Annotated in this window: 14 protein-coding genes; 4 read left to right on the top strand and 10 right to left on the bottom strand. The window is 51.9% G+C overall.

The genetic code is table 11. The annotated features are described in order from the left end of the window. Positions 1 to 75: 75 nt before the first annotated feature. The 8 genes from A6R74_RS11145 to A6R74_RS11110 all read right to left on the bottom strand — a co-directional run bounded on the left by A6R74_RS11145 (position 76) and on the right by A6R74_RS11110 (position 8,098). The gene (locus A6R74_RS11145) at positions 76 to 924 is read right to left on the bottom strand and encodes an MBL fold metallo-hydrolase (protein WP_064234560.1); all 849 of its coding nucleotides are present in this window, start codon (positions 922 to 924) and stop codon (positions 76 to 78) included. Continuing rightward, on the bottom strand, positions 921 to 1,931 hold the full coding sequence (locus tag A6R74_RS11140; RefSeq protein WP_064234559.1) for an NAD-dependent epimerase/dehydratase family protein: 1,011 nt from the start codon (positions 1,929 to 1,931) through the stop codon (positions 921 to 923). The genes A6R74_RS11145 and A6R74_RS11140 overlap by 4 nt, the downstream gene beginning before the upstream one ends. Then, positions 1,928 to 2,923 carry a 3-oxoacyl-[acyl-carrier-protein] synthase III C-terminal domain-containing protein gene (locus tag A6R74_RS11135; RefSeq protein ID WP_064234558.1) on the bottom strand — a complete coding sequence of 332 codons (996 nt, stop codon included), beginning with the start codon at positions 2,921 to 2,923 and terminating at the stop codon, positions 1,928 to 1,930. The genes A6R74_RS11140 and A6R74_RS11135 overlap by 4 nt, the downstream gene beginning before the upstream one ends. 152 nt (positions 2,924 to 3,075) lie before the next feature. Further along, positions 3,076 to 3,363: a hypothetical protein gene (locus A6R74_RS11130; RefSeq protein ID WP_064234557.1), complete on the bottom strand. Its 288-nt coding sequence runs from the start codon at positions 3,361 to 3,363 to the stop codon at positions 3,076 to 3,078. A 254-nt stretch (positions 3,364 to 3,617) separates the two neighbouring features. Then, a complete protein-coding gene (locus A6R74_RS11125; protein WP_064234556.1) occupies positions 3,618 to 4,040 on the bottom strand; it encodes a hypothetical protein in 423 nt (140 codons plus the stop codon). A gap of 327 nt (positions 4,041 to 4,367) precedes the next feature. Next, positions 4,368 to 5,873 carry an FAD-binding oxidoreductase gene (locus A6R74_RS11120; protein WP_165603376.1) on the bottom strand — a complete coding sequence of 502 codons (1,506 nt, stop codon included), beginning with the start codon at positions 5,871 to 5,873 and terminating at the stop codon, positions 4,368 to 4,370. A gap of 201 nt (positions 5,874 to 6,074) precedes the next feature. Further along, positions 6,075 to 6,875 (bottom strand): signal peptidase I, encoded by an 801-nt coding sequence (gene lepB, locus A6R74_RS11115; protein WP_165603375.1) that lies wholly within the window; start codon positions 6,873 to 6,875, stop codon positions 6,075 to 6,077. Positions 6,876 to 7,570: 695 nt separating this feature from the next. Then, positions 7,571 to 8,098 carry a hypothetical protein gene (locus A6R74_RS11110; protein WP_125410296.1) on the bottom strand — a complete coding sequence of 176 codons (528 nt, stop codon included), beginning with the start codon at positions 8,096 to 8,098 and terminating at the stop codon, positions 7,571 to 7,573. Between the two features lie 664 nt (positions 8,099 to 8,762). Here A6R74_RS11110 and A6R74_RS11105 point away from each other — a divergent pair. The 3 genes from A6R74_RS11105 to A6R74_RS22945 are packed head-to-tail and all read left to right on the top strand — an operon-like array spanning position 8,763 to position 10,218. Continuing rightward, a complete protein-coding gene (locus A6R74_RS11105) occupies positions 8,763 to 9,584 on the top strand; it encodes an aldo/keto reductase (RefSeq protein ID WP_064234553.1) in 822 nt (273 codons plus the stop codon). Between the two features lie 38 nt (positions 9,585 to 9,622). Beyond that, on the top strand, positions 9,623 to 10,036 hold the full coding sequence (locus A6R74_RS11100) for a hypothetical protein (RefSeq protein ID WP_064234552.1): 414 nt from the start codon (positions 9,623 to 9,625) through the stop codon (positions 10,034 to 10,036). After that, the gene (locus tag A6R74_RS22945; RefSeq protein ID WP_064234551.1) at positions 10,033 to 10,218 is read left to right on the top strand and encodes a hypothetical protein; all 186 of its coding nucleotides are present in this window, start codon (positions 10,033 to 10,035) and stop codon (positions 10,216 to 10,218) included. The genes A6R74_RS11100 and A6R74_RS22945 overlap by 4 nt, the downstream gene beginning before the upstream one ends. Before the next feature lie 4 nt (positions 10,219 to 10,222). On the opposite strand, the gene A6R74_RS11090 is transcribed toward A6R74_RS22945, so the two are convergent. Together A6R74_RS11090 and A6R74_RS11080 are read right to left on the bottom strand one after the other, a co-directional pair. Next, positions 10,223 to 10,705, bottom strand: coding sequence for a GNAT family N-acetyltransferase (locus A6R74_RS11090; RefSeq protein ID WP_064234550.1), 483 nt, complete (start codon positions 10,703 to 10,705; stop codon positions 10,223 to 10,225). A gap of 942 nt (positions 10,706 to 11,647) precedes the next feature. After that, positions 11,648 to 12,241, bottom strand: a complete 594-nt coding sequence (locus tag A6R74_RS11080; protein WP_205634181.1) for a TetR/AcrR family transcriptional regulator — start codon at positions 12,239 to 12,241, stop codon at positions 11,648 to 11,650. 161 nt (positions 12,242 to 12,402) lie between these two features. Here A6R74_RS11080 and A6R74_RS11075 point away from each other — a divergent pair, with 161 nt between their 5' ends. Beyond that, on the top strand, positions 12,403 to 13,431 hold the full coding sequence (locus A6R74_RS11075) for an aldo/keto reductase (RefSeq protein ID WP_064234549.1): 1,029 nt from the start codon (positions 12,403 to 12,405) through the stop codon (positions 13,429 to 13,431). Positions 13,432 to 13,664: the final 233 nt, after the last annotated feature.

The following is a 13,664-nucleotide window of genomic DNA, read 5'->3' as shown; positions in this document are numbered from 1 at the left end:
GTTCGCCGCGTAGCCAGTTGCCCCGGCGGCATGCTCAGCGCACGCCGCGTTCGTATCCACGCGGCTAAGACCCGGTCAGCTCGCATCATGGCCGCCAAAACGCTTGGCGCTGGCAGCACAATGCGAAGGCAGGATCACCAAGTCGCCATTGCAGCACGCCGCCTCGCTCAACAGGTTGAGAGTTGCGCGGTAACGCTGGGTATTGCCGAGAAGTGCAGTGGTAAGCCGCGGCGGTGGCCGGCGTTGCGTGATTGACTTGCCAAGCCACACCGCATCGGCAGCCAGCAAGACCTGGCGATCGTCGCTGGTGCGCAGTGCCAGCCCCCAATGACCGACGCAATGGCCGGGCAGTTCGACGGCGATCAGACTACCGTCACCCAGGATGTCACGACCTTCGCTGAAGGGCGCAAATCCGCTGGGTAGCGCCACTGCTGGGGCATCTTCGAAAAAGCGAGCGTTAGCATCAGCCGCCTGAGGAACCAGCGCAGGCAGCAAGCCCTGGCGCACTCGGCCAAAGCGACCCGGCCGGCGCAATTCGGACAAGCCTGCCCGGGCGCAATAGACCGGCCGCTGAGCAAGGTGGCTCATTCCCGCAACGTGATCGCCATGAAAATGCGAGATGATGGTGCCAGCAATCGCACTGTCTTCAATCCCATGGGTCGCAAGCCAGGCGCTCCACGCCTGCTGTGCATCGATTTTGACCGGCGTTGTCCAGCGATAGAATCGCTCGGGAAACGTCTCGGTTGCATCGATAAAAGCAGGGTCATAGCCGGTATCAAACAACAAAATACCCCGTGTCGGGTGCTCTATCACCCCCACCATGGCGGGAAAATCAACCGCGCATAGGCTGCCGCCCGAAAGAGTGGCGACCTCGGGATGTCGGCATGAACCGCGCTCAAGCCAACGGAATCCGACGCGGATCATGGCTGTTTTTCCTGCGTGGCGAGCTGGCGCGCTTCGGCCAGCAGAGTAGCCAATGCATCATGCTGTGGCCGATAGCCCAGCAGCCGCTGGGCGGGCTCGAGATCAAAGGTTTGAGAATAGGCCAGCGTCGCCAGTTTATAGCGGGTCAGCATCGGCTCCCGTGAGGCACGCATCAGCAGCGCAACGTTTTCACTGAGCACAGCGATAGCTCGCGCGAAGCCAACCGGCAGTGAGACAAGCTGCGGTGTTTTGCCTAACGCATCAGCGAGCTTATAAGCCACTTCGCGTACCGTAATAAGGCTACCTCCCGATATATTGATCGCCTTTCCGGTAAGCTCCACCACCCGCTCCTCAGCGGCGCAGATAGCCCATGCGGCATCGCGCAGATCGGTCAACTCAATCAGCGCCCGACCGCCACGCGGAAGCGGCATCCGCTTGCGCCCCGCCAGTTCGGCCAACTTGGGTAGGATCACCCGATCCCCCGGCCCCACCAGCGCACGCGGGCGAATGGCGCAGCAGGCCATGGCGTCTTCCCGCGGCGCAAGCACGCTGCGTTCCGCCGCAAGCTTAGTGCGTGCATAGTAGTTGAGTGGCTGGAACGCGGGGGCTTCATGCTCACCGATGGCTAGCCGATCACGATAAGCAGCAAAAATTGACGGCGAAGAAATAAACACGAAACGCTCAACGCCAGAGCGGCTGGCCGCATCAAGCAGTTGTTCGGTCATATGAATATTGTGGAGTTCAAATGCACGCTGTGGCCCCCAGCTGGCCGATAATGCGGCGGCATGAATAACGCTATCGACGTCTTTCAAGAGCTCGCGAAAATCGATCTTTGAGTGGGTAAGATCCACCCTAACGAACTGCGCGCCGAGTAACGTTAGCGCTTCGCCTGCCGCCTGCGAACGACCCGTAGCACGCACAGCATGCCCGCGTTTTAGCGCCTCGCGCACCAGCGCCATGCCCAGCCCGCCGGTCGCCCCGGTTATCAGGATGCGCCGCTGGCTCATAGCTTGAGCACCATGGCACTGGCACTGATCCCCGCGGCGGTGCCTAGCAGCAAGATATAGCCACCCCGCTTGGCAATACCCATCGTCAGTGCGTGGGCGAGCACGGTCGGGATTGAGGCGGCTATCTGGTTACCGTTCGTCGGGAAGATATTAACCACGCGGTCACTGTTGGGCGCGAAAAGCCGTTTGATATGCTCTACCCCAGGTGCACTGGCTTGGTGGCAAATCACACAGGCGAGATCATCCTTACCTATTTCCGCCTGTTCGAGCGCACGTTGGATGATTCCAGGCAACACCTTGGCAGCAGCCTTAAAAATGCCAAAGGCATCCATCTCGAAATAGGCGCCGGCGACTAGCGCTTGGTAACCTTCAGTAATACGCAATTTTGTGCCGCCTGCGCGAAGCTGCGCCAATTCGTGGTGAGCTCCATAGGTAACCGACACGCTTGAGCGCATTCCGCAGGTTGTGTCTGACCTCGCCTCAATCGCCAGCGCCGCTGCGCCATCGCCAAAGATGGAGCGCGTTTTCGGCTCTTCGGGGTTAAGCCCAGCCGAGGCGATATCGCTCGCGAACACCAGCGCGCGCCGCCAGCGTCCACAGGCAATTCCCATGGCGGCGATATCCAATGCCACCATAAAGGATAAACAGGTCTGGTTGACGTCAAAGCTAGGCACGCCGGACTGGCCAAAGCCGAGACGGTTCTGGACTAAAGCGGCCGTGGACGGAATCGGTTGTTCCATAACGCCACAACCGCCGATGATGACGTCGGGAGGCGAGTTACCCCAGCCTGCGCGATCCAGCGCCTCACGAGCGGCCTCAGTCGCCATCATTGAGGTGGTTTCCTCCTCACCCGCAACATGACGCGCAGCGATGCCGAACTGGCGCTCAGTCCAGCCAGAAGGATGACCTTGACGCTCATCCAGTGAGCGCGAAGTTAGCAGGGTGCGGGGGCGATAGCTGCCCCACCCGGCAATCGTGAAGTTGCTAATCATATGTCCAATTCTAATCGATTCGCTCACATACTCTAATAAAGCTTAATATCAATCAATTAAAAATTAGACGATATTCATTTTATGGTTAACCTGGCAAGGTGCGTAAAGGAAGGCTAATTACGCGCTTAAAGTGCTTCGTGATGTGCGGATCGCTAAATTCCTGTTGCACCAGCGATGGCTAAACCCAAGTAGAGAGCCAACACCGTTAACAACCTAGCCCACCAAAGAGTGAACTGCTTGCGAAACAGGTTTATAACGAACAGCATACTCCCCACTACCCCAACTAAAACGCCTAATCCAACGACCATTGCCCCTGGCTCGCCACCGAGGAAATAGGTGCGCATTATTTCTGGGAACACACTCCAGATAAAAGGGATGAGCAAAGCTACTACAACACTTGCTAAACCAACGATTAATGCCGTGACTTCGAGCTTAAACACAGGCCTCCACTAGAATAGTTAACATTTATGAATGTAGATCTTAACTATACTAAGTAATAAATCACTATCTGTTAGCCAAACGATTAAGCAAGAAGGCGACTTATCAGCGCTATCCCGGTAGCATAATCGCGATGCTCATCAACAAAGACGGCATCGCGAAAAATATGTTACCAAACACTACAGAGATTTACGTCAGCACGTTCAACGTAACAAGGTGGATTTAAACTGCTCGCAATAAAAAGATTATCCTCCTACTACTCTAATGTAATCTCATACAGAAATACTTTTCCAGCTACACATTTAGCACTATCATGCAACTTTGGGAACTGATCTATGCTAATGATTTCCTGAACGACACGGGAACTTTCATTTGTATTATCGCCTACATCGTAACCAATGAGTCGTGCACTTTCATCAATTACCAAGGCAATGCGATACACCCCACTGTTTTCAGACTGCAACAAGCCGTGCTCTGCTAATCTCGAAGCAAATAACTGTGGCATAGCCGAAAGAAAATAGGGCCTAGCACTACCTGAAGCGCATATAAAACTCTCCTGATCAGTAGCACTTACCGAGGTATTGATGCTGCCCGATGAAGCTCTAACTTCATCGCCATAAGCTAAATCCAGAAAAGGAAAAATGACTAAGACAGCTATAATATATCTTACAAACTTCATAGACAGGCCTCTTTATAATCCAAAGTTATGGCATAGGATTTGCTAAGTTATACAACCACATAATTAACTTTACCTCACCGACCAGCTTAATGGCAAAGAAAAATTTGTTATTATTTAGCTTTTTTCAATACTCATTAATATCTATCCCCTTGCACTTCTCCCACTAGCCTTCGACAAGCAACCAACTAACAGCTTGATAGGGTGCCGGTAAAATCAGACGGGGGGCGATATACCGACACGAGAGGAGCAGCTTCTTAACTCTAAGGGCATAATTACTAACGTTCACACCAACCGGGCACTGGCGCGTCGACTTCATGTTTTTGGCGGTTATTCGTCGACGCCTAACCAACTCAAGTACTTGTCATAGAACTGGTTACTAAAAAGAGTACCAGGATCATATGCCCGCTTCAGTTCAACAAACTCTTCCGCCTGAGGGTAGGCCTGTAAAAATTGCTCTTCGGTGGCGTGCGGTCGGTAGGGAAGATAGTAGCGGCCTCCAACGCTTTGGCTGGCATCAATGAGCTCGCGAGTCATCTCCCGCATACTTGCCTCCGCCACCTCTGTGCGGCTCTGGCTGAAGAGCATCACTACCGCTAGCGCATTCTGATCGGCATAACGTAAGTAGGTGTCATTGTCCTCCCGAACATCACGCAGGGTAATGTTGAGTAAGTCAGTGCTGTGCCTAGGAATAATTTCCCTAGCAAGCATCAAGAAAGCTTCCAGCTGGTTTGGCGGTACGAAGTACTCATGAATGATGTCGGTTTGTTCCTCCACGCGATTAGCGTAAAGAGACACATCGGTATTGAGAAGCTGGTTGCGCGAAACAAAGTCCCCGCCGACTTTCTCACCAAAAGTCGTTTCTAGATTCCAGCGCAATCTCTTGCCGTAGTCGCTTTCGACTGAACCACGAAAGATGACTCGCCGCAGCGGATCAAGAGCGGACTCGGTTAGGGCTGGAAGCGGTTCGGAGACTTGGCTGGTCTTACGGTAGACGGTCAAGACCGCATCTTCGAGGAACGATTTTGGGGTTACACGTAGCCGACCAAATGCCATTTCAACAGCCTCATCGCCGTCTACCTGTTCTCGGAAAACTTCGGCGAATCGCTCTGCCGGTACCGAGTAACGCTCTACCTCATACCACTCGTTAGGAACAGTCCACAGCTCTGCTTCGAGGATAATGCCGAACAGACCGTATCCGCCGAGTACTAGCGAGAAGAGCTCCGCGTTTTCCTCCCGGCTACAGCGCAGAATGCTGCCGTCGGCCAAGAGCAGTCGAAATGACTTGACCGAGGATGAGATTGGAGGACGTTTAGCCTGCCAACCGTGCGCATTGACACTAAGCGTGCCTCCGACGGAGAAAGAGCTGTCCGACTGCATAATTGCTACGGAACGACCGTGCCGATCAAGGAAAGGAATAACATCCGACCAAAGAGCGCCAGCCTGAACCGTCAACACATCTCCGTCTTCACTAAGCGACATCTCATTGAACGGCAACATGTTGATAATAATGCCATCCGGAGCAATCGTGTGAGCCCCCATCGAGTGTCTAGCCCCTGCGATAGACACCGGCAACTGGTCTCGCCGCGCCCTGGCCAGAAGCTCGACTAATTGGAGCTCAGCATCATCAGGCGAATCGGGTACTGCCCAGATCTCTTGAACCCTTATCGCGTTGAGCCGACTTACATCATCTGCATAATCAGCAAGAACAGACTCAAGCGAGTCCTGATCACGGACAACAGTAGCAACTAGGTGGGATACAGGAAGGCTAAGCGCGACTAAGATCGCAGCAGCAATGGAGACTATAAGCAGTCGGCTTAACAGATTTTTTTTCACCATTGTATTCGTTCTCTATCGAACCCGAACATAGCGAGTAATTTGTACGGCAGCCTACACCTGCTGGTAGACAAGAGTGAGTTTGATTGGATAATCAAGAGGTTCGGCCACTGGCAATATGTTCGCTATTGCCTATATGGCGACTTTACACCTAACGCGGCTGTAGCAAATGGCCTTGATTTGCTACTTTGTAAAATGAAATTAGCGCACATGGTTTCCGATTCGCTCCAGGTCATTGGAAAACCACACGTATGTGACCTTGCCAACGAGGTTACCTACCGGAACTGTGCCCCAAAACCGGCTATCGTTGCTGTTATCTCGCCAATCACCAAGCACGAAAAACTCACCGTCAGGCACTTGCTGCACAGGCAATGTCAAAGAAAGCGCTTTCTTTTTGTTACCAGTAGGAACTAAGAGTTTTTCTTGCGCCAAACCGTTTACGACGACGTCTCCGTTTTCTATGGCAAGAAAATCATCTTCGACCGCAGCCACTCGGCTTACAAAGGGGACTTCAGGACTATCGGGATGCCGAAAAACGATGACATCACCAATTACCGGCTCTTGGTAGCGTGTGTCTACGGTAATAAAATCACCGGCCTGTAGGGTTGGCGCCATTGACGCAGATGAAACCTGGAACGTTTCATAACCAAGAACGGTGCCACGAGAAGCAAAGAGTGCCTGAAAAACAAAAGAAATAAATACAAAAACGGCTAAATACCAATACCAACGATTAAACCACTTGAGTTCATATTCCTTATTGAGTCGGGCCTGCCTTACAGCGCTGACAATCAAAACCACATAGAAAAATAGCACAATGAACGCATAAGCCAGGATGCCATAGAACGTCGAAAAAACTCCAAATGCGCCACCAACGAGCAAGACTGCGATGAAACCAGCCACAATAATCCAACCGACCACCGGAGAACCGGCGTATGTGTGGCCAAGCCCTGGGACAAACAATGAGGCAACTCCGGCTATCCATGCACTTCTCTTCTTTTTCACGATCCTTCACCTTGATTTATCTAATGCGGTGGTAGAAAACCCTATTTCGAGTCGTCTCTACCGCGTGCTGACTTAATGGACTTTCCTGAACATGAAATTGGTCAATTTTCTTAACGCTGTGCAGAGCTGCCATTGGCCTCGTACCTTCCTCTTACCCCGCAGACTGTAGATTTCTTTGCCTTGGGGCAGATCACACGGAACCTGATCATTAGGTTAAATCTGATTTTGGTAGTTGATAACCAACATGGTGTTCTGATCGTGGTAATAGGGCTTGAGGCGCGGCATGCTGATCACTCCTCGTCCGTTTTCTTGATCCTATCAAAACTTAGGTATCAGCGTACATAGTAAATAATCTCCTCCGAAGATCCTGGATTCATAGAATAAACTCGTCTAGAGCTCGGTCGACACATGAGTGAAACAAAATAACTGTTCGGCTCTCGATAGTTTTACTCTTATAACTAGGCATCAAAATAGGATTCTACAGCCTCAACTTTTGATCAATGGACTGACTATAACCTGTCTGAGCAAAGCTAACGGTACTAATTCCATTACTGCCACTCCCCCCCCACCGCCTGAGCAATAGATGCTAGATATGTCACCCCAAACTCGCTGAAGCCGCTATTACGCTTGAAAATTTTCACTTAGTGCTACTCCAAAAGCATCACGCAGTTACTCATAGCTAAAACTTCTTTAATTCACTCAGAGGATTTTGAGCGGTAGTGATCTAAGAGGCCGTGACGCACTCTTATCACTTCATCTTTCCCGGGTGAAAGATACAGTTTCCTCTCAACACCATTCTCTTCAAATCTAGCACGGCAGACCTTGGAGAACTGGTGACGACTGCTATGTTTGGTGCGATATTTTTTCACTTCACATTCGTCGAAAACGACATCCTTGATTACGGTTTCGGGATATGGAAAAAACATCTCACATAGGGATATAGCCAGTACCATTATAAAAATTATTGACTGAGCATGAACCTTAAAAGGAACAGAATTAGCCTTATCGTCCGGGACTTTAAACACCCACCATAAACCAAAAGCAAACGCACCAACAATCACCAAAATAAAAAGGTAAATGGCATAGTCGTGCGGTATCGATAAAATAGGCAGGGTATCTATCAAAGATGTGGCAAGGCATACTGGCCAGATCCCTATCATAAGCAGGAACATGGCCATTCTTTTAGCTTCACAAGTAGCACCAAAGAGCGACACCAGGATCATTGAAGAGATTGCCCATGAGAAAAAAATACCTAGGGGCACCCCGAAAGCTACCGCCATTATTAAAAAGATAATGTCCTCTAAAAATACATGAAAGACAATAAAAAAGACAATATCAAAGCAGCAAAACCTATAACAACCAGAAAGGGCAATAAGATAAGAGAACGTAAAAGCAACCAGTTGACAGGTCTGGTGACATACTTAATCGGCCCAGCTACAGACATGTCTACGTAGTTGTTAACCTTCTGACTTTCACTACCCATATACTTCCCCGCCTTAAACAACCCTCGCTTTAACTTAATTTTTCGAGCAACATTTTCGCTCAATCACTATACATACTCAAGTCATTATGGGTGTGGTTTTAAAGATAAAAAAACAAAAATTATAGTTAATATCCATTAGCATTTAGCCATACGTTAGCTTACTATTTCTATCCAATATTTAAATTCAAAGCGTTTTCGAGGGCGCATGTCGAATTCGGCACCCTCTGGCATACCGGCTTATGCGGTAAATCCCCCATACATGAATAAGTACCCGCAAGATCACCAACTAGCTTCTCAAATGGGGAGATCTTGCGATGGGGCCTTCTGCGATTTCTCCATGAACTACGCTTGCAACGGGCAGTCACAGCAGTATTGTAGCAAGAGATACAGTAGGAGATAGCAATATGCAGACAATTGAGCTAGGCGGCGTAAGCGTACCCCGCATAGGCCAGGGCACTTGGCATATGGGCGAAAGCGCCGGGCAGCGGCAAGCTGAGGTAAGAGCGCTGCGTGAAGGTCTGGATCTGGGCATGACCCTGATCGATACCGCAGAGATGTATGCCGAGGGCGGCGCTGAAGAAGTCGTTGGCCAAGCAATCGCCGGTCGGCGCGATGAGGTGTATCTGGTCAGCAAGGTCTACCCACACAACGCCAGCACCAAGGGTGTTCAAGCTGCCTGCGAGCGCAGCCTGCGTCGATTGGGCACCGACACTATCGATCTCTACCTGCTGCACTGGCGCGGCCAGTATCCGCTGATCGAAACAGTGGAAGCTTTTGAGCGGCTACGCGAGCAGGGCAAGATTCTACGCTGGGGTGTGTCGAACTTTGACGTTGACGACTTAACAGAACTCGACGAGCCCGCTTGCGCCATCAATCAGGTGCTCTACAACCCCGAAGCACGGGGCATTGAATACGACCTTTTACCCTGGCAAGCACAGCACAACATGCCACTTATGGCCTACTGCCCGATCGGGCAAGGCGGCGCACTACTGCATGACGCCACCTTGCAACGCATCGCTGATAAACACAGCGCCACCACCGCGCAAATCGCCCTCGCCTGGGCACTGCGCCACCCCGTTGTAATAGCGATTCCTAAAGCCGTGAATCTGGATCACATCAAACAGAACGCTGACGCAGATAAACTCAGACTCGACGAAGACGACTTGGCACACATCGACGCCGCTTATCCCCCGCCAACGCGCAAGCACTCTTTGAAGATAGTGTGACCAAACACCCATAAAAGGCCCAGCACCCGAGCGATGACATGACACTGCCCGCCCCATCACCCACTGCCTGGATCCGCTTTCTCGCCCACCTGCTGTTTATCCTCGCGGCGTGGACGCTGTTCATCAAATACCTATTTCCCGTTGGCTATGCGCTGGCATACGGGGAGCACTGGGCGCGGTATATCTATTGGGATCTATGGCCACTGGCGCACGTCTGGTTAGGCTGGGCGCTGCTTATGCGGCCCCACTATACGCGTGCTTTGGCGGTGAGCATGTCGGTTATTGAAATCCTCATCATCTGCACCCTGTTCGTGTTTTTCCTCGCCGACCCGGAGTGGTCGATCTGGCGCACCAACTGGTTTGTGAATAAGGTGTTTGTGCTGACATGCTTTGTGCTGGTGTTGGCTGCCACGGTGCCGATTCAAAAAAACCTGAAGGAGCGACCGCTATGAGCCATCTCATCAAACATCGCATCAAACATCGCATCACGCGCAGACAAAGCCTTACGCTCATGGGTGCTGCGCTCGCCGCCATGATGCAGCCAAGCGCACCACTGCTTGCCAACACCGATGCTCGCCTAATTAACGGTATCGTATTCATGTTCACACTATGTCTTTCTGCGAAGTCGCAATAAATTGCTAACCACCTGCAAACGCTTCAAGCGCTTTTCCTGTCAAACGGTAGGCCACCCATTCATTTTGCGGTTTTGCGCCTATTGACTCATAGAACTGAATCGCCGGTTCATTCCAGTCAAGTACGTTCCACTCGAAACGACCACACTCTTTCGACACTGCAATGTTAGCAAGGTGCTTCAGAAGCGCTTTACCGGCACCAACACCTCGATATTCAGGAGAAACATACAAATCTTCAAGATATAGCCCATGCTTACCGAGCCATGTTGAGAAATTGAAAAAATAAACGGCAAACCCGATAGGTTTATTATCAAAGTTACAAATTACGGCTTTTGTAGTCGTTTCAGCACCAAACAGAGCGTTTTCTATATCTGTAACTGTCGCTAATACTTCACTCTCAGCTTTTTCATAAATCGCAAGGTCTACAACAAACTGATGAATCAAGGACGCGTCTTCAATGGTCGCCTGACGGATTTCCACGCGTGACATTTTATACTCCTGTAGTTAGCAAAAACGGAACAAAAACAACTTCAGCGACGCAATCTCAACACGCGCAAACATTCGCTCATGGGGTTTATGTAGTCGCCTGTCTTGACTCTAACCCATTAATTCTATTTCAGGAAAAATAAAATTTGGCACCTTAGATACCAAGGTAATCGTCGCCGCACTTAGACTAGTCCCTGGCTATTTCTCGACGGAAGATAATCGCACATACTCCGGCGCTCTTTCCCTAAGCAGTTTGATTAGTTCGGGCTGCATGAACTCGTAGTGATCGGGAATATCCAGACAGAATAGCCGCTTCCACTTGAGCAGCTCCCCGTACGTCTTGGTTACCTCCTCCCGTTGGCTCTTCTCCATCACCTGGACGATGTCAGCCTACTCAATTAAGCGCCAAGACATGGGCGTTTTAGCACTCGAACTTGTCCCAGCTCCGATTGCTTGAATACCGGGATAAGCGGAAAAGACACGTTCAGCGGTCGGACTACGTAGCCTATTTTCGCTGCATATAAACAGAAGATTCACAGCGCCGCCGGCCGACTCTGCATCCAACGGGTGGGATTACTGTTCCTACCGCAATCCCATTGGCAATGGACGACCACTTTTTGGTGCACTGAGCGCGGATTCCTGAAAAGATCGATGACTCTGACCCTATTGTTTTCTATTGATTCCGAAAGTGCCTTTGGCGTTGCGTTCAAGCGCAGCTATGGTTGCTCTCCGCGTCATTATGCGACTCAACACAAGGGTGTGACGGCCCCATTTTGAGTAACCTACTTTTGTAACACCCAGGAGTCTGACGGATTTAGGATGAATTGGCTGCGGAAGCGGGACAACGGTCCAATACCCGTAAGTCCGACAGACTCCTGGTCTTTTAAGCGTCGGGACACCCGCAAGAATCATTGCCCTGACATACCTCCCGGGCCGTTTGTTTCTTCAGGCGCCGTAACGCATGCCATCGACCAGCAGAGTCACCATACGGCGTGCATAGTCGATGCGGTCTTCCTGGGCCGAAAGGCAGAGGTTACCAACAGCACGCAGTAGTTGATCCGGGTCGATATCCCCCCGTACTTGCCCGGCCGCGACGGCCGCATCGAGCAGCGATTGCAAAGCCGGTCGCAGCTTGGCATCGAAATACGCTGGCAAAGCACTGTAGGCCGGATCACCCGAGTGCAGGGCGCTGGCCAGGCCGCGTTTGGTCACGATGAAATCAGTGTAGCGCTGCATCCAGTGCGCCAGTGCATCGGCGGGCGCGTACTGAGCGGCTAATTGCGGAGCGGACTCGGCACAGGCGTCGACCTGCTGACGGAAGACGGCAACGATCAGATCGGAACGCTGCGGGAAATGCCGGTACAGGGTACCAACGCCGATACCGGCCCGAAGGGCGATTTCCCGCACCGGCGCTTCCACACCCGTCGTCGCAAACACTTCCAGCGAAGCCGCCAGGATGGCATCAATGCTGCGTTTGGCATCGGCGCGAACAGGTCGCATTGCCGATGCTTGCTGATCTTCGGGCCCGGATTGACTCACCTTCACTTCTCCTCAATTAGTAGGCCAAGCCTATCAAAATACGGAACACTGATCCATTTAATTGACAAGCGGAACATCGCTCCATATTATACGGAACATTGATCCGTTTAAGTGCTTGTTCGCGGCTCAATTCTCTTTCTACTCCAGTCAGGAACTGAATCATGAACTATCGCAATCTTGGCAAGACCGGCATCAAGGTCAGCCCCTACGCCCTCGGCACCATGATGTTGGGTGCTGCCGGCAACCCCGACCACGACGATGCGATCCGCATCATTCACCGGGCCTTGGATGCCGGTATCAACTTTATCGATACAGCCGATTTCTACAGCCAGGGTGAATCGGAACAGATCGTCGGCAAGGCGTTGCAGGGCCGACGCGACAAGGTGGTACTGACCACCAAGGCGCATCTGCCCATGGGTGAAGACCCCAACCAGCAGGGCAATTCACGCCGCTGGCTGACCCGGGCACTGGATGATTCATTGCACCGCCTGCAGACCGACTACATCGATGTTTATATGGTGCACCGACCATCACCGGAAACGGATATCGAAGAAACCCTCTCGGCCCTGACCGATCTGATGCGTGCCGGCAAAATCCGAGCGATTGGCAGCTCCACTTTTCCGGCCTCGCACATCGTCGAAGCCCAGTGGGTAGCCGAACGCCGCAATCTCGCCCGGATTCGGGTTGAACAACCGTCCTATTCCATTCTCAATCGCAGCATTGAACGCGAAGTGCTGCCGGTCTGTGAACAGTTTGGCATGGGCACCATGGTCTGGAGCCCCTTGCACATGGGCATGCTGACCGGCCGCATCCGCAAAAACCAACCGGCCGACTCCAAGCGCGCCGGGCGTTTACCGCACTTCTATGGTGATGAGCAAAAACTGGACGCTGTTGAACTACTGGTAGCGCTGGCTCAGGAAGCGGGCCTGTCGCTGACGCATCTGGCCATGGCCTTTGCCATCGCACACCCGGCAGTAACCGCAGCCAACCTGGGGCCACGCACCCAGACACAGCTTGAAGATTTACTGGCCGGTGCCAACGTCGAACTCAGTGACGAATTGCTTGATCGTATTGATGCCATCGTCCCGCCTGGCAGCAATGTTGGCCCGTTACACGCCCCCTACCAGCCGCCGGCGCTCGACAATCCTCGACTCAGACGTCGCCGCGCAGACGAACGCAGCGCTGCCTGATCGACACACGGCCGAAGCTCACTCCCGGCTTCAGCACCGACTTCTTTTCAACAACAGATGGATAAACAGATGATAAATGACAAACAAGAAACAGGGGTTTTAGCACTCGGATTTGTCCCAGCAGCGATTGCTTGAATACCGGGATAAGCGGAAAAGACACGTTCAGCGGTCGGACTAAGTAGTCTATTTTCGCTGCATATAAACAGAAGATTCACAGCGCCTCCTTGGATTCG

This window comes from Halomonas sp. ALS9, assembly GCF_001651035.1.
GTDB lineage: Bacteria > Pseudomonadota > Gammaproteobacteria > Pseudomonadales > Halomonadaceae > Vreelandella.
This window is presented reverse-complemented; position numbering and strand designations above follow the sequence as displayed.